The following is a 19,908-nucleotide window of genomic DNA, read 5'->3' as shown; positions in this document are numbered from 1 at the left end:
CTTACGGGGGGCTCTAGCCCGCCTGCTGCGTGAACCGCTCGATGAGCGCGAGGCCCACGATGGTCAGGCCCCAGATGAGGCCGACGGTGACGGTGAGGCGGTTGAGGTTGCGCTCCGCCACGCCCGACGAGTTGAGGGAAGAGCTCACTCCGCCGCCGAACACGTCGCTCATACCGCCGCCCTGACCCTTGTGGAAGAGGACCAGGCTGGTCAGCAGGAGGCTCGTCAGCGCGAGAACGCAGAGGAGGACAATCTTGAGAACGTCCACGGTGTCCTTTCGATGTGCGGCCGCTAGGCCACGACGTGGTGTTCGAACCTGACGATGTTAGCAAACTCGGATGCGTCGAGGCTGGCACCGCCGACGAGAACGCCGTCCACATCGGTCTGCCCGAGGGTCGCCGCGGCGTTCGCCGCCTTGACGGAACCGCCGTAGAGCAGGCGAACGCCTTCGGCGGCCTCCGGCGAGAACTCGTCCGCGATCGACCGGCGCAGAGCGGCGCACATCTCCTGCGCATCCTGCTCGCTCGCCACCTCACCCGTGCCGATGGCCCAGACCGGCTCGTACGCCACGACGAGGTCCTTGACCTGCTCCGCAGTGAGGCCCTCGAGGGTCTCACGCAGCTGGTTCACGGTGTACTCGACGTGCTCCCCGGCCTTGCGCACTTCAAGCGGCTCGCCGACGCACACGATGGGAACGAGCCCGTGCCGCAGGGCGGCCTGGATCTTGCCCCGGAGCACCTCAGCGCCCTCGCGGTGGAGGGAGCGACGCTCCGAGTGGCCCACCAGCACATACGTGCAACCGAGCTTCGCGAGGAACTGCCCGGAGATCTCACCGGTGTACGCGCCGGCGTCGTGCTCCGAGAGGTCCTGGGCGCCGTAGCGCACCGGAAGCTCGTCCCCGTTGACCAGGGTCTGGACACCGCGGAGATCCGTGAACGGGGGCAGCACGGCGACCTCGACGCGGGCGAAGTCGTGATGCGCGTCCTGGAGCGTCCACGCCAGCTTCTGCAGGAGCGTGATGCCCTGGACGTGGTCCATGTTCATCTTCCAGTTGCCGGCGATGAGCGGCGTGCGGACGTAGCTTCCGTCCTTCATGACAGTCATGGTTCGGTCCTTTCGGTTCCGGAGACTCGATGAGGCCTGAGCGAGGCCTAGGAGAGGGCCTCGATGCCGGGGAGGGACTTGCCCTCGAGGTACTCCAGGCTGGCGCCGCCGCCGGTGGAGATGTGGCCGAACTGGTCATCGGCGAAGCCGAGCTGCCGGACCGCGGCGGCGGAGTCTCCGCCGCCCACGACGCCGAAGCCCTGCGTCTGCGTCATGGCCTCGGCCACGGCCTTGGTGCCGTTGGCGAACGCGGGGAACTCGAACACGCCCATCGGCCCGTTCCAGAAGACCGTCTTGGCTCCGCGGATCTTCTCGGCGAAGGCCTGGGCGGACTTCGGCCCGATGTCGAGCCCCAGTCCGGACTCGCCGAAGCGGGACTCGCCGATCTTGTCCGCGTCCACGACCTCGTGCTCCGCGTCCTTGGCGAACGACGCCGCCACGACGATGTCCGTGGGGAGCACGAACTCCTTGCCGAGCTCCTCCGCCCGCTTCAGGTACGCCTGCACCGTGGGGATCTGGTCCTTCTCGAGGAGGCTCGCCGCGACGTCGTGCCCCTGCGCGGCGAGGAAGGTGAAGACCATGCCGCCGCCGACGAGCAGAGTGTCCGCGCGGTCCAGCAGATTTTCGATCACCGCGAGCTTGTCCGAGACCTTCGAGCCTCCGAGCACCACCACGTACGGGCGCTCCGGGTGCTCGGTCAGACGCTGGAGAACCTCCAGCTCCGTGGAGACGAGGTCTCCCGTGTAGGCCGGCAGCTTCGAGGCGATGTCGAACACCGAGGCGTGCTTGCGGTGGACGGCGCCGAAGGCGTCGTCGACATACGCGCCGCTCTCCCCCGCGAGAGCCGCGAGCTCCGCGGCGAGGGCCTCGCGCTCACCCGCGTCCTTGCTCGTCTCCCGGGCGTCGAAGCGCACGTTCTCCAGCACGAGCACCTGGCCGTCCTCGAGCCCCGCGGCCTTCTTCTGCGCGTCCTCGCCCGAGACGTCCGCGGCCAGCTCCACCGGAAGCCCGGACAGCTCGCGGAGCCGGTCCGCGGCGGGCTTCAGGGAGAACTCCGGGTTCGGCTCGCCCTTCGGGCGGCCGAGGTGCGCGACGACGACGACGCGGGCGCCCGCCTTGGCCAGCTTCTCGATGACGGGGATCGAGGCGCGGACGCGCCCGTCATCCGTCACGGCGCCGTCCTTGAGAGGCACGTTCAGGTCAGACCGCACGATCACGGTCCGGCCCTTCACGCCGGATTCGAGCAGGGCATCAAGGTTCTGTGCGCTCATCTGCGCGCTCCTCTTCGTCTCGGTGAGTCGCGGACTCTGTGTCCGTCCAGCCTATCGCCTCAGATGCAGCGCGGCCCCGCACGCGGCCCGGTGTCACGGGTGCGTGCGGGGCCCGGGGCTGCCCCTGTCAGCGCTCGGGTCAGCGCTCGGAGCTCAACGCTCCTCCGGCCTCAGGACCGGGCAGGCGTCTCTGCCTGGGGCTGAGCGGCGGGAGAAGACCGTTCAGAGCTTCTCGCCGATGAAGTTGGCCAGGTCCACGAGACGGCGGGTGTAGCCCCACTCGTTGTCGTACCACGAGACGATCTTGAGCTGGTCCCCCACGATGCGCGTCAGGCCCGAGTCGAAGATCGACGAATGCGGGTTGTGGACGATGTCCTGCGAGACGAGCGGCGCGTCCGAGAACTCGAGGATGCCCTTGAGCTCGCCCTCAGCGGCCTTCTTCACCGCGGCGTCCACCTCCTCCTTGGTGACCTCGCGCTCGAGCGTCACCGTGAGGTCCGTGGCCGAGCCCGTGGGGACCGGCACGCGCATGGCGAAGCCGTCCAGCTTGCCCTTGAGCTCCGGGAGGACGAGGCCGATGGCCTTCGCGGCGCCCGTGGAGGTCGGGATGATGCTGAGGGCGGCGGCGCGGGCGCGGCGCAGGTCCTTGTGCGGAGCGTCCTGGAGGTTCTGGTCCGCGGTGTACGCGTGGACCGTGGTCATGAGGCCGCGGACGATGCCGAAGTTGTCGTTGATGACCTTGGCAATCGGCGCGAGGCAGTTCGTGGTGCAGGACGCGTTCGAGATGATGACGTCCTTCTCGGGGTCATACGTGTCCTCGTTCACGCCCATGACCACGGTGGCGTCCTCGTTCTTGGCAGGCGCCGAGATGATGACCTTCTTGGCGCCGGCCTCGACGTGCTTGCGGGCCTGGTTCGCGTCCGTGAAGCGGCCCGTCGACTCGATGACGATGTCCACGCCGAGCTCGCCCCAGGGCAGCTGCGCCGGGTCCTTCTCCTCGTAGGCCTTGACCTCCTTGCCGTCCACGATCAGCGCCGTGTCGGTGTGGGAGACCTCGACCGGGAGGACGCCCGAGACGGAGTCGTACTTGAGGAGGTGCGCGAGCGTTGCGTTGTCCGTCAGATCGTTGATCGCGACGACCTCGATCTCGCCCGGATCCGCGACGACAGCGCGGAGGAAATTGCGGCCGATGCGGCCGAAGCCGTTGATGGCAACCCGAATGGTCATGGGAAGCGCCTTTCTGTTTCACCTAGGGGGTTCTCCAGACACGACGCTGTGCCTTCTGGTCACTGTCCATCCTAGACCTGTTCACCCGGTTCGCGCAGTGTCCGTCGGCGATTTCCGGGCGGCAGGATCACTCCGAGAGCGAACACGGGAAAGGGCCCCGCACCCCTCCCGTGAGGAGGGGCGCGGGGCCCTCAAGCCGACGGCGGAATCCGGTCACCCAGACTTCGGGGCGCCGGTCCGCCTGTGCTGCGCGACCGGTGAGGCCGCGAGGCCTTACGGCGTGATGAGCTTGGAGGCGCCGTTGCGGGCGGCCTCGAAGCGCTCGGCGACGTCCGCCCAGTTGACGATGTTCCAGAACGCCTTGACGTAGTCCGCCTTCACGTTGACGTAGTCGAGGTAGAAGGCGTGCTCCCACATGTCGAGCATGAGGAGCGGCGTCTGGGCCACCGGGACGTTGCCCTGCTGATCGTAGAGCTGCTCGACCACGAGCTTGCCGGAGATCGGCTCGTAGGCGAGGAACGCCCAGCCGGAGCCCTGGATGGTCGTGGCCGCGTTCGTGAAGTGCGCGCGGAACTTGTCGAACGAGCCGAACGCGTCGTCGATCGCAGCGGCGAGCTCGCCCTCGGGCTTGTCGCCGCCCTCCGGAGAGAGGTTCTTCCAGAAGATCGAGTGGTTCGTGTGGCCGCCGAGGTTGAAGGCGAAGTCCTTCTGCAGTTTGCCGACGTTCGCGAAGTCCTCGTTCTCACGGGCCGCCGCCATCGCCTCGACGGCCTTGTTGGCGCCGTCGACGTAGGTCTGGTGGTGCTTGTCGTGGTGCAGCTCCATGATGCGCGCCGAGATGTGCGGCTCAAGCGCGGCGTAGTCATACGGAAGGTCAGGCAGAGTGTAGACAGTCACTTTTCCTCCTACATCGGTGGGGATGGCTTGCGTGTCCATCCTATTCACGGACAACGCCGCATTGGCCAGGCTCATTCCCGGATTCGCCGGAAACTCTGATCTGCCCGCCCCGGGCGGGGCGAGTCAGCTCGCGCGCGAGCTCGTGTCCGCGATCCCCTGCTCTGCGGCCCGCTTGTCGGCGAGGGCGAGCAGACGGCGGATGCGTCCCGCGACCGCGTCTTTGGTCATGGGCGGCTCGGCCAGGCGGCCCAGCTCGTCGAGGCTGGCCTGCTTGTGCTCGACGCGCAGCTGGCCGGCGTAGCGCAGGTGCTCCGGCGCGTCCTCGCCGAGGATCTCGAGCGCGCGCTCCACGCGCTGTCCCGCGGCGACCGCGGCCTGCGCCGAGCGGCGAAGGTTGGCGTCGTCGAAGTTCGCGAGCCGGTTGGCCGTGGCCCGGACCTCCCGGCGCATCCGCTTCTCCTCCCACCCGAGGAGGGTCTCGTGGGCCCCCAGGCGGGTGAGGAGGGCGGCGATCGCGTCGCCGTCGCGCACGACGACGCGGTCCGCGCCGCGGACCTCGCGCGGCTTGACGGCGATCTCCATGCGGCGGGCGGCTCCGACGAGGGCCATCGCGGCCTCAGGGCCGGGGCACGTGATCTCGAGCGACGAGCTGCGGCCCGGCTCGGTCAGCGAGCCGTGGGCCAGGAAGGCCCCGCGCCACACCGCCTCGGCCTCGGCCAGGGAGCCGTTGACGAGCGCGGCGGGAAGGCCCCGGACGGGGCGGCCGCGGCCGTCGAGCAGGCCCGTCTGGCGGGCCAGAACCTCGCCGTTGCGCGAAGCGCGGACCACGTAGTGGCTCCCCTTGCGCAGGGCCCCGCCGCCGGAGACCACGAGGATCTCGCTCGGCGCGCCGTAGAGCTCGGCCAGGGCCTGGCGAAGGCGCCGCGCCGTCGCGGCGGAGTCCACCTCGGCCTCGATGACCACACGGCCCTGGACGATGTGCAGACCGCCCGCGAACCGCAGCAGCGCGCAGACCTCGGCCTTGCGCACCGCGGCCTTCGTGACCTCGAGTCGGGAGAGCTCCTCTTTGACGGCTTCGGTCAGTGACACCTGGCTACTTCTCCTCGTGTTCCTCGAAAATCTCGCGGTAGGCGGTCGCGAGGCGCAGGACGTCGTGCGCCTCGGGGCTCTCGGCCCGGCCCAGTCGAGCGTACTTGACCGTCGCTCCCAACTCACGCGCGCACTCCTCGAAGCGCTCTCGGTCGTCGACGACGGCGGGGTCAACGAGGACGACGTCGAAGCGCAGCTCCGGCGCCGTCTCGCAGAGGACCCGGATGTGGTCCGCCGCCGTCATGGAGGCGGTCTCCTGTGTCTCCGCGACGAGGTTCATCGTGAGGATCTTGCGGCCGGGGGCCTCGCACAGGGCGTCCCGCGCGGAGGGCAGCAGCAGGTGCGGAAGCACGGACGTGTACCAGGAGCCGGGGCCGACCACGATCCACTCGGCCTCGTCCATCGCGTCCGCCGCCTCGTCGCAGACCACGGCGTCCGAGGGAGTCAGGGAGATCCGCTCGATCGTCTGGCGGCGGCTCGCGTGGCCGAGGGCGGACTGCCCCACCACGCGCTCTCGCGTCTGGGACCCGGGCTCCCCTACGAGGACGTCTCCCTCGATGACGAGCGGCGTCCGGGACATCGGCAGAACGCGGCCCCGCGCGCCGAGCAGGGCGCCGGCCCACTGCAGGCCCGCGATCGGGTCGCCGAGGAGCTCCCAGAGGGAGATGATGAGCAGGTTGCCGAGGGCGTGGCCCTCAAGCTCCGACTCCTGCTCCGGCAGCGGGGAGAAGCGGTGCTGCATCGCGTCCCGCCAGGTGCGCCCCCAGTCCGTGTCGTCGCAGAGCGCGGCGAGGGCCATGCGGAGGTCGCCCGGCGGCAGGACGCCGAACTCGCGGCGCAGACGCCCCGAGGACCCGCCGTCGTCGGCCACGGTGACGATCGCGGAGATGTCCGGCGTGACGTAGCGGAGGGCCTGGAGGGTGGCGGAGAGGCCGTGGCCGCCGCCGAGAGCGGCCACGCGCGGGGTCCCGCGCATGGCGGACCCGGGGGCGACGACGGGCAGCGCGCCCGTGAAGACCGACATCACTCCATGCCCAGGTCGCGGTGGTGGGCGCGGGCGCGCACCCCTGGCATCTGGTCGAGCCGGCGGGCGAGCTCGACGGCCGTGGCCACCGAGCGGTGCTTGCCGCCCGTGCAGCCCACCGCGATGAGGGCGTGCGACTTGTTCTCCCGCACGTAGCCGGTGAACACGGGGCGGAGGGCGTCCTCGAAGCTGTCGAGGAACTCGCCGGCGCCGTCCGCGTTGAGCACGTAGCCGCTCACCTCCTCCGACTCGCCGGTGAGCGGGCGCAGCTCGGGCACCCAGTGCGGGTTCGGGATGAAGCGCACGTCCGCGACGATGTCCGCGTCGATGGGGAGTCCCCGCTTGAAGCCGAAGCTCATGACGGTGACCTCGAGCGCGATCCGCTCCTCCTCCGCGTAGAGCTCGCGGATGGCTCGCGTGAGGTCGTGGACGTTGAACCCCGTGGTGTCCAGCACCCGGTCCGCGTCCCGGCGCAGAGGCTCCATGACCTCCCGCTCGGCCGCGATGGCGTCCAGGATCCGGCGCGGGCCCACGAACGGGTGGGGGCGGCGGCCTGCCTCGAAGCGCCGCACGAGCACCTCGTCCTCCGCCTCGAGGAAGAGCGTGCGCACGCGGATGCCGCGCTCGCGCAGGCGGTCCACGGCCTCGGCCTGCTTCTGCGCGAGCTCCTCGGAGGTGATGAGCGTGGTCACCGCGAGCCTCGGGATGGGCGTCTCCACGGACGGCGAGGTGGCGAAGACCTCGATCATCTGGGGAGGCAGCTGTTCCACGACGTGCCAGCCGATGTCCTCGAGGGCGTTGCCCGCGGTGGTCCGGCCGGCGCCCGAGAGGGAGGTCACGACGAGCATCTCGGACGAGTCCGGGACGACGAGGGGTGAAGAGCTCACGGCTGCATTCCTAGAGTCGAGCGGCGTTTCCTCCAGGCTACCGCTCTTGGCTCTTCTCCCGCTGGGAGCCGGCCTCCTCCGGCTCGGCAGCGGAGTCCTCTCCCTCCGCCGCGAGGTGCGCGGAGATGCTCTCCGCGAGGGCCGGCCCCACGCCCTTGACGCGGGTCAGGTCCTCCGGGGTCGCCTCGCGCAGCCGGGAGACGGACCCGAACTCCTCGATGAGCGCCGCCTTCCGGGCCGGCCCCAGCCCGGGCACGCCGTCGAGGAGCGAGGCCGTCATGGAGCGGCTGCGCTTGCTGCGGTGGAACGTGATGGCGAACCGGTGGGCCTCGTCTCGGATTCTCTGGAGCAGGTAGAGGCCCTGGCTCGCGCGGGGCAGGATGACGGGGAACTCGTCCTCGGGGATCCAGACCTCCTCGAGGCGCTTGGCGAGGCCCACGACGTAAATGTCCTCCAACCCCATCTCCTGGAGGGTCTCGTGCGCGGCGGCGACCTGCGGCGGCCCGCCGTCGACGACGACGAGGTTGGGGCGGTACCCGAACTTCGGCACGGCCTCGGGAGACTTCTCCTCCTCGATCAGGCGCGAGAAGCGGCGCCGGATGACGTCCCGCATGGAGGCCGTGTCATCCCGGGCGGCCTCGCCGCGGATGGAGAACTTCCGGTACTCGGACTTCCGCGGAAGCCCGTCCTCCACCACCGTCATGGAGGCGACGACGTTGGTGCCCTGGACGTGCGAGACGTCGTAGCACTCGATCCGCATGAGCGGCTCGGGCAGCCCCAGCGCGTCCTGCAGCTCGGAGAGGGAGGCCGAGCGCTGGGTGAGGTCGTTCGAGCGGCGCGACTTGTGGAGGGCGAGGGCCTGCTCGGCGTTCTCCCGGACCGTGCCGAGCAGCTCCGCCTTCTCGCCGCGCTGCGGCACGCGGATGCGGACCCGGGCTCCGCGGATCTCTCCGAGGGCGGCCGAGACTGCCGGCTCGTCCTGCGGCAGAACGGGCACGAGCACCTCCGGCGGGATGCGCTCGGCGTCCTGCATGTCCGAGTAGACCTGGGTGAGCAGCTGCGCCACCATCGCCTCGTCCGAGACGTCCTCGACGCGCTCCATGACCCAGCCGCGCTGGCCCCGGATGCGGCCGTCCCGGACGTGGAAGACCTGGACGCTCGCCTCGAGCTCGTCCACCGCGAAGGCGAACACGTCCGCGTTCGCGGACTCGGCGAGGACGACGGCGTTCCGCTCGAAGACGCGGGTCAGAGCCTGCAGGTCGTCCCGGAGCCGGGCCGCGAGCTCGAAGTCCTGCTCCGCCGCGGCCTGTTTCATGCGGCGGGTGAGGTCGCGCGTCGTCGGGCCCGTGTGGCCGTTCATGAAGGAGACGAACTCCTGCGCGAGCTCCCGGTGCTCCTCCTGGCTGATCCGGCCCACGCACGGGGCCGAGCACTTGCCGATGTAGCCGAGGAGGCACGGCCGGCCCGAGCGCTCGGCCCGGTTGAAGACTCCGGCGGTGCAGCTGCGGACCGGGAAGACGCGCAGCATGGTGTCCATGGTCTCCCGGATCGCCTTGGCCGGGTGGAACGGGCCGAAGTACTTGACGCCCTTGCGCTTGTCCCCGCGCATGACCTGCACGCGCGGGAAGCGCTCGTTCATGGAGATGGCGAGATAGGGGTAGCTCTTGTCGTCCCGGAACATGATGTTGAACCGGGGCGCGTACTCCTTGATCCAGGTGTACTCGAGCTGGAGGGCCTCCAGCTCGGAGCCGACGACGGTCCACTCGACGCTCGCCGCCGTCGTGACCATCTGGCGGGTCTTGGGCGAGAGGCCCGCGGGGTCCGCGAAGTAGGAGTTGAGGCGGGAGCGCAGGCTCTTCGCCTTGCCGACGTAGACGACGCGGCCGTTGGCCTCGCGGAAGCGGTAGACGCCCGGCTGGGTGGGGATCTCCCCCGGGGCGGGACGGTAGGACTTCGGGTCGGCCACGCCTAGACCGCGGCCGCGGGGCGCTCGTTGTACTTGTCCGAGCGCGGCTGTCCTGTGAGCGCCGCGATGCTGTCCATGACCGCCTCCGTGGCCTGGCGCCGGGCGGGCAGGGCGTGCTTCTGGCCGAGGTGCTCGAACTGCAGCGGAGCGCCGATCTTCATGGTGAAGTGCTGCGGCCGGATCCAGTTCTTGTCCGCCGGCTGGAGGCGCTCGGTGCCGATGAGGCCCACCGGGACCACAGGCGCGCCGGACGCGAGGGCGAGCCAGCCGACACCCGTGCGTCCGCGGTAGAGGCGCCCGTCCCGGGAGCGCGTGCCCTCGGGGTAGATGCCGACGCCGTCGCCCTTCTCGAGGATGCCGAGGAGGGTCTTGAGGGCCGCCACGGCCTCCGCCTGCTCCCCGCGCTCCACGGGGATGGAGCGCACCGCCGTGAAGAAGGACTTCATGAGGCGTCCCTTCACACCCGGCGTGGTGAAGTACTCCGCCTTGGCGAAGAAGGAGACGGGACGGGGCATGAGGGCCTGGATGATGACGGAGTCGAGGAAGGAGAGGTGGTTCGAGGCCACGATGAACGAGCCGGTCTCGGGGACGTTCTCGATCCCCGTGATCGTGGGACGGCACAGGCCCTTGATGGCCGTGCGCACGGCCTGGTAGGTGACGTCGTAGGCTTTCATCGCTCCTCTTCTTCCGCGTTCTCGTCCGCGTCCGGCCCTCCCGGGGTGGTCCAACTCTATCGGCCGCAGGGGCCGATGCCCGGGATCAGCGCTGCGGGAGGATCTCCGCGAGGAAGCGCCCGGTGTGGCTGGCCTCCACCTGGGCGACCTCCTCCGGGGTTCCCGCCGCGATGACCTCGCCGCCGCCGGATCCTCCCTCCGGGCCCATGTCGATGATCCAGTCAGCCGCCTTGATGACATCCAGGTTGTGCTCGATCGTGATGACCGAGTTGCCCTTCTCCACGAGGCCCTGGAGCACGAGGAGCAGCTTGCGGATGTCCTCGAAGTGCAGGCCCGTGGTGGGCTCGTCCAGCACGTAGACCGAGCGGCCGTTGGAGCGCTTCTGGAGCTCGGAGGCCAGCTTGACGCGCTGCGCCTCGCCGCCGGAGAGGGTGGTGGCGGGCTGGCCGAGGCGGACGTACCCGAGTCCCACGTCCACGAGCGTCTTGAGGTGGCGGTGGATCGGCGCGAACGCCTCGAAGAACTCCGCCGCCTCCTCGATGGGCATGTCGAGGACCTCGGCGATGTTCTTGCCCTTGTAGTGGACTTCGAGCGTCTCGCGGTTGTAGCGGGCGCCGTGGCAGACCTCGCAGGGCACGTAGACGTCCGGCAGGAAGTTCATCTCGATCTTGATGGTGCCGTCTCCCGAGCAGTTCTCGCAGCGGCCGCCCTTGACGTTGAAGGAGAAGCGGCCCTGCTGGTATCCGCGCACCTTCGCCTCGCTCGTCTCCGCGAACAGCTTGCGGATGTTGTCGAACACCCCCGTGTACGTGGCGGGGTTGGAGCGCGGCGTGCGGCCGATGGGCGACTGGTCCACGTGGATGACCTTGTCCAGGTGCTCCAGGCCCTCGACCCGCTTGTGGCGGCCGGCCACCTGCTTGGCGCCGTTGAGCTTGTTCGCGAGGGTCTTGTAGAGGATGTCGTTGACCAGCGTGGACTTGCCGGACCCGGAGACGCCGGTGACGGCCGTGAGCACGCCGAGCGGGAAGTCCGCGGTGACGTTCTTGAGGTTGTTCTCCCGGGCGTCGACGACGCGCACCATCCGCTTGCGGTCCACCGGGCGGCGCTCGGACGGGATCTCGATGGCGCGGCGGCCCGCAAGGTAGTCGCCCGTGATCGAGTCCGTGTTCTCCACGAGCCCCTCGACCGAGCCGGAGTGCACGATCACGCCGCCGTGCTCTCCCGCGCCGGGCCCCACGTCCACGATCCAGTCCGCCTCGTGGATGGTGTCCTCGTCATGCTCGACGACGATGAGCGTGTTGCCGAGGTCCCGCAGATGGGTGAGCGTCTCGATGAGCCGGCGGTTGTCCCGCTGGTGGAGTCCGATGCTCGGTTCGTCCAGCACGTACAGGACGCCCACGAGGCCGGAGCCGATCTGCGTGGCGAGGCGGATGCGCTGAGCCTCTCCGCCCGAGAGCGTGCCCGCCGAGCGCTCGAGGTTGAGGTAGTCGAGACCGACGTCGAGGAGGAACTTCAGGCGCGCGTCGATCTCCTTGAGGACCTGCTCAGCGATCCGCGCCTCGCGCGGTGTGAGCTCGAGGGCGGAGAAGAAGGCGGACGCCTCCCCCATCGGCAGCGCCGAGACCTCCGCAATGGACCGTCCGTCCACCGTCACGGAGAGCGCCGTGGGGTTGAGCCGCGCGCCGTTGCACGCCGGGCACGGGATCTCCCGCATGTACTCCGCGTAGCGGTCCCGGGCGTGGTCCGACTCCGTCTCCTCGTGCTTGCGGTGGATGTAGGCGACGACGCCCTCGAAGCCCGAGGTGTACTTGCGCTCGCGCCCGAACCGGTTCCGGTAGGCGACGGTGACCTTGTAGTCCTTGCCGTGGAGGACGGCCTTGCGGGCCTTGGCGGGCAGGCTGCTCCACGGCTCCGTCATGGAGAAGCCGAGCTCCTTCGCGAGGCCCGACATGAGCCGCACCCAGTACTCCGTGGTGGCCGCGCCGAGAGACCAGGGCGCGATGGCGCCCTCCGCGAGAGAGAGGTCCGGATCGGGGACCACGAGCTCCTCGTCCACCTCCAGGCGGGAGCCGATGCCGGAGCACTCGGAGCACGCGCCGAAGGGGTTGTTGAAGGAGAAGCTGCGCGGCTCCACCTCGTCCAGGGCGAGGGGGTGCTCGTTGGGGCAGGCCAGATTCTCCGAGAACGCCCGGACCCGGTCAGGCGCGTCCTCCGGGCGGTCCACGAACTCGATGAGGACGCGGCCTTCGGCGAGGCCGAGCGCCGTCTCCACGGAGTCCGTGAGGCGCTGGCGCACTCCCTCCTTCATGGCCAGGCGGTCCACGACGACCTCGATGGTGTGCTTGTACTGCTTGGCCAGCTTGGGCGGGTCCTGCAGCTGAACGGTCTTCCCGTCCACCCTCGCGCGCGAGTACCCGCGCGCGGCCAGGTCCGGAAAGAGGTCCGCGAACTCGCCCTTGCGCCCGCGCACCACGGGCGCGAGCACCTGGAACCGCGTCCGGTCCTCCAGCTCGAGCAGCTGGTCCACGATCTGCTGAGGAGACTGCTTCGAGATGGCCTCTCCGCAGACCGGGCAGTGGGGACGGCCGATGCGCGCCCAGAGCAGGCGCATGTAGTCGTAGATCTCGGTGATGGTGCCGACGGTGGAGCGAGGGTTCTTGCTCGTCGACTTCTGGTCGATGCTCACCGCGGGAGACAGTCCCTCGATGAAGTCCACGTCCGGCTTGTCCACCTGGCCGAGGAACTGGCGGGCATACGCGGAGAGGGACTCCACGTAGCGGCGCTGGCCCTCGGCGAAGATCGTGTCGAACGCGAGGGAGGACTTGCCGGAGCCCGAGAGGCCCGTGAAGACCACGAGCGCGTCGCGCGGGATCTCGAGGTTGACGTTCTTCAGGTTGTGCTCGCGCGCGCCCTGGACCACGAGGCGGTTCAGGGATGAGCGGTGGGGGGCGGCTGCGTCAGTCTGCTGAGAGGTCACTGTGCCAGCCTAGTCGAACGGGTGTTCGATTCAACTCAGTTCGCCGCAGACGAAGCCGCGTCTTTCTGGCGCCCGATCGCGGCGTCGAGCATCGCGTGGAGATCCTCTGCCGAGACGCCGGAGCGGCGCGCGAGCTTCACGAGGGAGGCGACCATCTGCTGGACGTCGTACCGGACCTTGACGGAGTCCGTGGAGACCACCGTCCCCGCGCGGCCCCTCCCCTCCACGAGGTTCCACTCCTCCAGGCGCTTGTAGGCCTTGGCCACCGTGTTCACCGCGACGCCAAGGTGCAGCGCCAGTTTGCGCACGGGCGGGAGCTGATCTCCCGCCTCGGCGTCCGCGCGGTTGATGGCGTCCACGACAGCGCCGGTGATCTGCACGACCGGAGGCCCGGGGTACTCCTGCAGAGAGGCCTTCGAGAGCCACGTGGGGATTGGGGATTCCATGGGTTTCCTTAGGCTGTTGACGGCCGTTTCCGTCCGACGAAGAAGATCCGGCGGAACTCGAACACCGTGCCGACATCGGCGGGCGGATACGCCGCGCGAACCCGCCTCGCATATTCCGTTTCGAACTCAGCGCGCATCTCCGGGCGAAGACTCTCGAGAACCGGGCGCAGCCCCGTGCCCCGAACCCAGTCCACCACCGGGTTCTCCCCCTGGAGAACGTGCGAGTACGTGGTCTCCCACGCATCCACTATGAAACCGTGTGACGCGAGGTTTAGCAAATAGGCGTTGGATGTATCCACCGCGTCCTCGTGCCGCAGCACGCCGCGCAGAGGCCCCGCGAAGGGCTCCTCGGCCGCGAGCTCCCTCATGATGCGGTGGGAGGGGGCGTCGAAATTGCCGGGCACCTGGACGGCCAGCCAGGACCCCGGCCTCATGCTCTCCGCCCACTCTCCGAGCAGGCGCCGGTGCTCCGGCACCCACTGCAGCGCGGCGTTGGAGACGACGACGTCGGCCTCCGAGACGTCCGCCGTGTTGATGTCCCCCAGCTCGAAGCGGAGCCCCGGGCGGCTCCGCCGCTCGGCGGTGCGCAGCATCTCCGCCGAGGAGTCGAGCCCGACGACGTCCGCCTCAGGCCAGCGGTCCGCGAGGATCTCCGTCTGGTTGCCGGTGCCGCAGCCGAGGTCCAGGACCCGGGAAGGAGGCGACTCCGGACGGATCTGCGCGATGAGATCGAGGAACGGCCGTGTGCGGTGGTCTCCGAACACCGCATACTGCTCAGGGTCCCAAGACGGTGAATCGGCCACGCGCGCCTCCTTCGGCTCAGGCCGGGCGGCGCGAGCGCCCGGCGCTTCTCACCGCAAGACTAGTCCTGCCGCCACCGGCCGGAGAGGTCATGCCGGGCGCAGGCCCCTTGCCCGACTCCCCCGCGACCGCGCGGAACGCCCTAGGCTGGAGGGGTGATCACCGACTTCCTCCCCGAGAGACCCGACACACCGGAGTACCGCGGCCTGTTCGGCGCCTACCGGAAGGCGGGCGAGGACGACCTGCTCGCCTCGTTCGTCTCCTACGCCGAGAGCCGGGGGCTCAGCCTGTACCCGGCCCAGGAGGAGGCGGCGATGGAGCTCGCCGCCGGCCGGCACGTCATCCTCTCCACGCCCACCGGCTCGGGGAAGTCCATGGTGGCCCTCGCCGCCCACCTCTTCGCCTACGCCCGCGGGCGCCGCAGCTACTACACCGCGCCGATCAAGGCCCTCGTCTCCGAGAAGTTCTTCGACCTCGTGCGCGTCTTCGGCGCGGAGAACGTGGGCATGGTGACGGGCGACTCCTCGGTGAACGCCGACGCCCCGGTCATCTGCTGCACCGCCGAGATCGTCGCGAACATCGCGCTGAGGGACGGCGCGGACGCGGAGATCGGCTGCGTCATCATGGACGAGTTCCACTTCTACGGCGATCCGCAGCGCGGATGGGCCTGGCAGGTCCCGCTCGTGGAGCTCCCCCAGGCCCAGTTCCTCCTCATGTCCGCGACGCTCGGAGACGTCTCCCGCTTCGAGGAGCGGCTTCCGGCCGAGACGGGGAGGGAGGTCGCCGTCGTCGCGCATGCGGACCGGCCCATCCCGCTTCACTTCTCCTACTCCGAGGAGCCGCTGCAGGACCAGCTCGCCGAGCTCGTCGCCACTCGCCAGACCCCGGTGTACGTGGTGCACTTCTCCCAGCTCGAGGCGATCGAGCGGGCGCAGGGCCTGGCCAGCCTCAAGCTCGTCACGCCGGAGGAGAAGGAGGCCATCGCGGAGGTGATCGGGGACTTCCGCTTCTCCGCCGGGTTCGGCAAAGTGCTCTCACGGCTCGTGCGCTCCGGGATCGGCGTCCACCACGCCGGCATGCTGCCCAAGTACCGGCGGCTCGTGGAGCAGCTGGCGCAGAAGGGGCTGCTCAAGGCCATCTGCGGCACGGACACGCTCGGCGTCGGCATCAACGTGCCGATCCGCACCGTGGTGCTCACGGCCCTGTCCAAGTTCGACGGGTCCAAGTCCCGCATCCTCCAGGCTCGGGAGTTCCACCAGATCGCCGGGCGGGCCGGCCGCGCCGGCTTCGACACGGCCGGCACGGTGATCGTCCAGGCGCCCGAACACGCCATCGAGAACAAGAAGGCCATGGACAAGGCCCGGGCCAAGTTCGGCGACGACGAGAAGAAGCTCCGCCAGGTCGCCAAGAAGAAGCCGCCGGAGGGGTTCGTCTCCTGGGGCCGGCCCACGTTCGAGAAGCTCGTCTCCGCGGACCCGGAGCCGCTCTCCCCCAGCCTGCGCATCACCCACTCGATGGCCGTCAACCTCCTCGCGCGCTGCCAGGACCCCCTGGACTCCGCTCGTCACCTCATCGAGCACTCGCACATGGCTCCGGGCTCCCATGCGGGTCTCAAGCGCCAGGGCCTCGGAATCCTCCGCGAGCTCTGGGCCGGAGACCTCATCGCGCGCCACCCGAACCGGGACTCCTGCGGGCGCCGGTACTCCCTCACCGCCGACGTCCCGGAGAACTTCGCCCTCAACCAGCCGCTGGCCCCGTTCGCGCTCGCGGTCCTCGCGGTCCTCGACCCGGACTCGCCCTCCTACGCCGTGGACGCCCTCAGCGTCATCGAGGCGGTGCTCGACGATCCGCGGCAGGTCCTCTCCGCGCAGCACAAGAAGGCCCGGACCGAGGCTCTCGCCGCCATGAAGGCCGACGGGCTCGAGTACCACGAGCGCATGGCGAAGCTCGACGAGGTGACGTTCGAGAAGCCCCTCGAGGAGCTCCTCACCTCCACCCTCGAGACGTACCGACACGGCGCGCCGTGGCTCGCAGGCCTGGAGCTCTCCCCGAAGTCCGTGGTGCGGGACATGTACCTCCGGGCCCTCAACTTCCCGGAGTTCATCAACCACTACGGGCTCGCACGCAGCGAGGGCATCCTCCTGCGCTACCTCTCGGACGCCTACCGGACGATGAGCCGCCTCATCCCGAGCGAGGCCATGACCGACGAGCTCGAGGACATCCTCGAGTGGCTCGGCGAGCTCGTGAAGCAGACGGACTCCTCCCTCCTCGACGAGTGGGAGCAGCTCTCCCATCCGGAGGACGCCGACGACGACGCCTCCCCCACGCCGCCCGCGCCGGCGGGGATCACCTCCAACGAGCGGGCGTTCACCGTCATGGTGCGCAACGAGCTGTTCCGGCGCGTCCGGCTCTTCGCGGACGAGCAGGACAAGGCCCTCGCGGACGCCGAGGCCGCCGCCGGGGGAACGCTCACGGCGGACGACTGGGCCGACGCGCTCGACGACTACTTCGAGGAGTACGAGGACATCGACGACTCCCCCGCCGCGCGGGCCGCCGACCTCCTCATCCTCCGCCGCACCGGACGCCTCTGGACCGCCCGCCAGATCCTCAAGGACCCGGAGGGCAACCGGGACTTCGGCCTCGACGCGGAGATCGACCTCGACGCCTCGGACGAGTCCGGCTCCGCCGTCGTCCGCATCACCCGAGCCGGCTTCGCCGGGAACTGAACCGAAAGGACGCACGCATGGCAGAGAGCCTCGGATACCGGGAAGGCCCCACGCGGAGCATGGGCTCCGACGCGCTCATCACGGAGCACCGGGTGACCGCCCCGCTCGACTACCGGCGGCCGGACGGCGAGCAGATCGAGGTGTTCGCGCGGGAGTATCGGCGGCCCGGCAGCGAGTTCGAGAAGCTCCCCTGGCTCGTCTACCTCCAGGGCGGCCCGGGCAGCGGCGGAACGCGCTACGGCTCGCTCGGCGGGTGGATCGGCGAGGCCACCAAGCACGCTCGCGTCCTGCAGCTGGACCAGCGCGGCACCGGGCAGAGCCGTTCGCTCAACCGCAACACGCTCGGCGGCACGCCCGAGGAGCAGGCGGAGACGCTGCGGAGGTTCCGGGCCGACTCGATCGTCGAGGACGCCGAGCGCCTGCGCCGGGCTCTCGGCGCCGAGACCTGGTACTCGCACGGCCAGAGCTACGGCGGCTTCCTCACCGCCACGTACCTGTCGAACCACCCTGAGTCCCTCGCCGGTTCCATGCTCACGGGCGGCCTGCCGCCCCTGACCGCAGGGGTCGACGACGTCTACCGCGCGACCTACGCCGACGTGGCCCGCCGGGAAGACGAGTTCTTCGGCTGGTACCCCGAGGACCGGGAGCACCTCGCTGAGATCATGCGCCGGGTTCGGGAGGCGGACGAGCGGATCGACGGGATCCGGCTGCGCCCGGGACACGTCCAGCGGCTCGGCATGTACCTCGGCGGCAACACCCGCGTCCACCAGCTCCACTACCTGCTCTCCGAGGCGTTCGAGACCCGGGCGGACGGCAGCCGCGGGCTCACGGACGCGTTCAAGCGCGCCGTGTGGCAGGTCTTCTCGCAGGAGAGCACGCCGCTCTACACCGTGATGCACGAGAGCATCTACGCCGAGGACTCGGCCACGGACTGGTCCGCATGGCGGGTGGGACGCGAGCTCGGCGGGTACGGCGAGGAGGACGAGGTGCCGCGGCTGACCGGCGAGATGGTCTACCCCTGGCATGTGGAGACCGACCCGGCCACGGCCCCGCTCTGGGAAGCCGCGCAGATCATCGCGGAGGACCCGCAGCTCGGGCCGCTCTACGACCGCGCGCAGCTCGCCCGGAACGAGGTGCCGGTGGCGGCGTGCGTCTACACGGACGACATCTACGTGGACCGCGGCCTCTCTCTCGCCGCCGCCGAGGCCATCCGGGGCACGAGCGTGTACGAGCGCTCGGACCTCCACCACGACGGCATCGCCCAGGACGGCGCGGTCATCTTCCGCGAGCTGGCCGGGCGGATCGGCCTGCCGTCTGCGCAGTAGACGACGAGGGTGCCTTGCTGTCCTAGGGTGGAGGCATGTATTTCATCGTCGTGAAGTTCACCGTCAAGCCGGAGTTCGCCGAGGACTGGATCGAGCGGACCCGGGAGTTCACCGAGGCGACCCGTCAGGAGCCGGGCAACCTCTGGTTCGAGTGGTCCCGGAACGTGGAGCGGCCGAGCGAATACGTGCTCGTCGAGGCCTTCACGGACGAGGGGGCCGAGCCGCATGTCACGAGCCAGCACTTCAAGGACGGCCTGGAGAAGATGCGCCCGGCCCTCGAGTCCACGCCGAAGATCATCAGCCGGCAGGTCGAGGGAACCGGCTGGGAGGAGATGGGCGAGCTGCAGATCGGCTAGCCGGTCTGAGGACAGCCCGATCCATTAGAATTCTCCGTTCCATCCTTCGGTGATTCCGAGCCCTTCCGGTGTCACCGGCGGATTCGGGACGAAGTCAGTGTTGACGAGGCGTGCAGCCTTGTTGGGCCACGTTGTTCCGGGAGAAATGACCCGGAGGAGCTGGCTCATCACGACGAGCACGCCGAATACGCGCTCGTTCTGCCCGGAAGGAAGAGAGTGGAAGCCAGGCAGAACCCTGAGGACCGGGGTCGGTGCCGGAACAAACGATTTGTTCCACAGTCTCCCGTGATGCGCACAGAGATTGCGGACCACGGTCAGCTGTTCACACCACCGTGCCAGCGGAGAGTTCTTCGAAGCCTTCTTGAACTGTCGCTCTGAAAGGAGACTCCTGTCGACGGCGATGCCGAGTCCTTCAGCAACAGATCGCTGCACCGGAGCTCTCAAGCCGGCGAACAATTTGGAGACATCCGCGAAGTCAAGCACCTCGGCCAGGACCCAGAAAGGGTACTGTCCCCCATATTCTCGGTCGTGGTGGCGAATCGACTCGTTCCAGCGCTGGGAGCGTGAAATTCGTTTTTCGGCCACCGACATCCACTCCGCGTGGTCGAAAGTAGGACGAAAGAATTCAGGTCGCGTATAAGTGAGCGGGCCCTCGAGAGTCAGCGCTTCCCCGATACGTGTCCGCAACGCGATTTCAATTCGCTCCAACCCGTCATGGAGGAGGGTTCGCAGTTTTCGGTCTGCTTCGTAGAGCGCAGCCGCATCAGCGAAACACGTCCCTGGCTTGAACTGGTCGCCGCGGTCATTGCCTGAGTCTTCGAGACGGGCAGGGTGCCAATAGCCCGACATGCGGTAGTAGCTCACGTTCGAAAGCCACTGCTCCGCCTGAGCCCTCTCAACGGCCATACCACGCCTGATCAGGACTTCGATCTGGTCGGCTGCTGACGTTGGGGGTTTGAGTGTCCTCGGCATCCTCATCCTTGTCCGATTCCTTGACCGAAGAAAGATCCAGCCCGCTCCCAGCAGGGGCTGGGGCGGGCTGAACGGTTGAGATGATTATATCATCCGTTGCGCCGTGCTCAGCGTGCGCGGTCCTCCGCGGTTTTCTTGGAAGCGTCCTCCTTGGTCACACCGCGGT

At 69.2% G+C, this 19,908-nt stretch carries 17 protein-coding genes; 3 read left to right on the top strand and 14 right to left on the bottom strand.

Annotated elements, in window-relative coordinates; genetic code table 11:
• Window positions 1-13: 13 nt before the first annotated feature.
• The 13 genes from secG to H9I38_RS01405 all read right to left on the bottom strand — a co-directional run bounded on the left by secG (window position 14) and on the right by H9I38_RS01405 (window position 14,365).
• Window positions 14-268 (bottom strand): preprotein translocase subunit SecG, encoded by a 255-nt coding sequence (secG, locus tag H9I38_RS01465; RefSeq protein ID WP_226336847.1) that lies wholly within the window; start codon window positions 266-268, stop codon window positions 14-16.
• Window positions 269-291: 23 nt separating this feature from the next.
• Window positions 292-1,104, bottom strand: coding sequence for a triose-phosphate isomerase (gene tpiA / locus H9I38_RS01460; protein ID WP_226336846.1), 813 nt, complete (start codon window positions 1,102-1,104; stop codon window positions 292-294).
• A gap of 47 nt (window positions 1,105-1,151) precedes the next feature.
• Complete coding sequence (locus tag H9I38_RS01455) at window positions 1,152-2,375, bottom strand: phosphoglycerate kinase (protein ID WP_226336845.1); 1,224 nt, start codon at window positions 2,373-2,375, stop codon at window positions 1,152-1,154.
• 222 nt (window positions 2,376-2,597) lie between these two features.
• Window positions 2,598-3,602: a type I glyceraldehyde-3-phosphate dehydrogenase gene (gap, locus tag H9I38_RS01450; RefSeq protein WP_226336844.1), complete on the bottom strand. Its 1,005-nt coding sequence runs from the start codon at window positions 3,600-3,602 to the stop codon at window positions 2,598-2,600.
• Window positions 3,603-3,875: 273 nt separating this feature from the next.
• Window positions 3,876-4,499, bottom strand: a complete 624-nt coding sequence (locus H9I38_RS01445; RefSeq protein ID WP_319002160.1) for a superoxide dismutase — start codon at window positions 4,497-4,499, stop codon at window positions 3,876-3,878.
• 123 nt (window positions 4,500-4,622) lie between these two features.
• Window positions 4,623-5,588 (bottom strand): DNA-binding protein WhiA, encoded by a 966-nt coding sequence (whiA, locus tag H9I38_RS01440; RefSeq protein ID WP_226336842.1) that lies wholly within the window; start codon window positions 5,586-5,588, stop codon window positions 4,623-4,625.
• A 4-nt stretch (window positions 5,589-5,592) separates the two neighbouring features.
• Window positions 5,593-6,612, bottom strand: coding sequence for a gluconeogenesis factor YvcK family protein (locus tag H9I38_RS01435; RefSeq protein WP_226336841.1), 1,020 nt, complete (start codon window positions 6,610-6,612; stop codon window positions 5,593-5,595).
• The gene (gene rapZ, locus H9I38_RS01430; protein WP_413463506.1) at window positions 6,612-7,535 is read right to left on the bottom strand and encodes an RNase adapter RapZ; all 924 of its coding nucleotides are present in this window, start codon (window positions 7,533-7,535) and stop codon (window positions 6,612-6,614) included. The genes H9I38_RS01435 and rapZ overlap by 1 nt, the downstream gene beginning before the upstream one ends.
• A gap of 1 nt (window position 7,536) precedes the next feature.
• Window positions 7,537-9,465: an excinuclease ABC subunit UvrC gene (gene uvrC, locus H9I38_RS01425; protein WP_226336840.1), complete on the bottom strand. Its 1,929-nt coding sequence runs from the start codon at window positions 9,463-9,465 to the stop codon at window positions 7,537-7,539.
• A gap of 2 nt (window positions 9,466-9,467) precedes the next feature.
• Window positions 9,468-10,139 (bottom strand): lysophospholipid acyltransferase family protein, encoded by a 672-nt coding sequence (locus tag H9I38_RS01420; protein WP_226336839.1) that lies wholly within the window; start codon window positions 10,137-10,139, stop codon window positions 9,468-9,470.
• 85 nt (window positions 10,140-10,224) lie between these two features.
• Entirely contained in the window at window positions 10,225-13,116 is a 2,892-nt protein-coding gene (gene uvrA / locus H9I38_RS01415) for an excinuclease ABC subunit UvrA (protein ID WP_226336838.1), read from the bottom strand.
• Window positions 13,117-13,151: 35 nt separating this feature from the next.
• On the bottom strand, window positions 13,152-13,562 hold the full coding sequence (locus H9I38_RS01410; RefSeq protein ID WP_226336837.1) for a GntR family transcriptional regulator: 411 nt from the start codon (window positions 13,560-13,562) through the stop codon (window positions 13,152-13,154).
• Between the two features lie 8 nt (window positions 13,563-13,570).
• Complete coding sequence (locus tag H9I38_RS01405) at window positions 13,571-14,365, bottom strand: methyltransferase domain-containing protein (RefSeq protein ID WP_226336836.1); 795 nt, start codon at window positions 14,363-14,365, stop codon at window positions 13,571-13,573.
• 204 nt (window positions 14,366-14,569) lie between these two features.
• Here H9I38_RS01405 and H9I38_RS01400 point away from each other — a divergent pair, with 204 nt between their 5' ends.
• Genes H9I38_RS01400 through H9I38_RS01390 form a run of 3 tightly spaced genes read left to right on the top strand, consistent with a single transcriptional unit; the run spans window position 14,570 to window position 18,770 of the window.
• Window positions 14,570-17,089, top strand: a complete 2,520-nt coding sequence (locus tag H9I38_RS01400) for a DEAD/DEAH box helicase (RefSeq protein WP_226337333.1) — start codon at window positions 14,570-14,572, stop codon at window positions 17,087-17,089.
• Window positions 17,090-17,106: 17 nt separating this feature from the next.
• The gene (locus H9I38_RS01395) at window positions 17,107-18,414 is read left to right on the top strand and encodes an alpha/beta fold hydrolase (protein WP_226336835.1); all 1,308 of its coding nucleotides are present in this window, start codon (window positions 17,107-17,109) and stop codon (window positions 18,412-18,414) included.
• Between the two features lie 35 nt (window positions 18,415-18,449).
• A complete protein-coding gene (locus H9I38_RS01390; protein ID WP_226336834.1) occupies window positions 18,450-18,770 on the top strand; it encodes a putative quinol monooxygenase in 321 nt (106 codons plus the stop codon).
• A 24-nt stretch (window positions 18,771-18,794) separates the two neighbouring features.
• Here the strand turns inward: H9I38_RS01390 and H9I38_RS01385 are convergent, their stop codons facing one another.
• Window positions 18,795-19,742, bottom strand: coding sequence for an Abi family protein (locus H9I38_RS01385; protein ID WP_413463498.1), 948 nt, complete (start codon window positions 19,740-19,742; stop codon window positions 18,795-18,797).
• Window positions 19,743-19,908: the final 166 nt, after the last annotated feature.

This window comes from Arthrobacter sp. UM1 (assembly GCF_020483305.1).
Taxonomy (GTDB): Bacteria; Actinomycetota; Actinomycetes; order Actinomycetales; family Micrococcaceae; genus Falsarthrobacter.
Note: the sequence above shows the minus strand (reverse complement) of the source record. Positions and strands in the feature narration are given on the sequence as shown.

What these genes read in the sequence shown, in the direction of transcription:
- tpiA (WP_226336846.1), bottom strand. Translation starts at nt 1,104, where the DNA reads ATGACTGTCATGAAGGACGGAAGCTACGTCCGCACGCCGCTCATCGCC.
- H9I38_RS01455 (WP_226336845.1), bottom strand. Translation starts at nt 2,375, where the DNA reads ATGAGCGCACAGAACCTTGATGCCCTGCTCGAATCCGGCGTGAAGGGC.
- gap (WP_226336844.1), bottom strand. Translation starts at nt 3,602, where the DNA reads ATGACCATTCGGGTTGCCATCAACGGCTTCGGCCGCATCGGCCGCAAT.
- H9I38_RS01435 (WP_226336841.1), bottom strand. Translation starts at nt 6,612, where the DNA reads ATGTCGGTCTTCACGGGCGCGCTGCCCGTCGTCGCCCCCGGGTCCGCC.
- H9I38_RS01420 (WP_226336839.1), bottom strand. Translation starts at nt 10,139, where the DNA reads ATGAAAGCCTACGACGTCACCTACCAGGCCGTGCGCACGGCCATCAAG.
- H9I38_RS01410 (WP_226336837.1), bottom strand. Translation starts at nt 13,562, where the DNA reads ATGGAATCCCCAATCCCCACGTGGCTCTCGAAGGCCTCTCTGCAGGAG.
- H9I38_RS01395 (WP_226336835.1), top strand. Translation starts at nt 17,107, where the DNA reads ATGGCAGAGAGCCTCGGATACCGGGAAGGCCCCACGCGGAGCATGGGC.
- H9I38_RS01390 (WP_226336834.1), top strand. Translation starts at nt 18,450, where the DNA reads ATGTATTTCATCGTCGTGAAGTTCACCGTCAAGCCGGAGTTCGCCGAG.
- H9I38_RS01385 (WP_413463498.1), bottom strand. Translation starts at nt 19,742, where the DNA reads ATGCCGAGGACACTCAAACCCCCAACGTCAGCAGCCGACCAGATCGAA.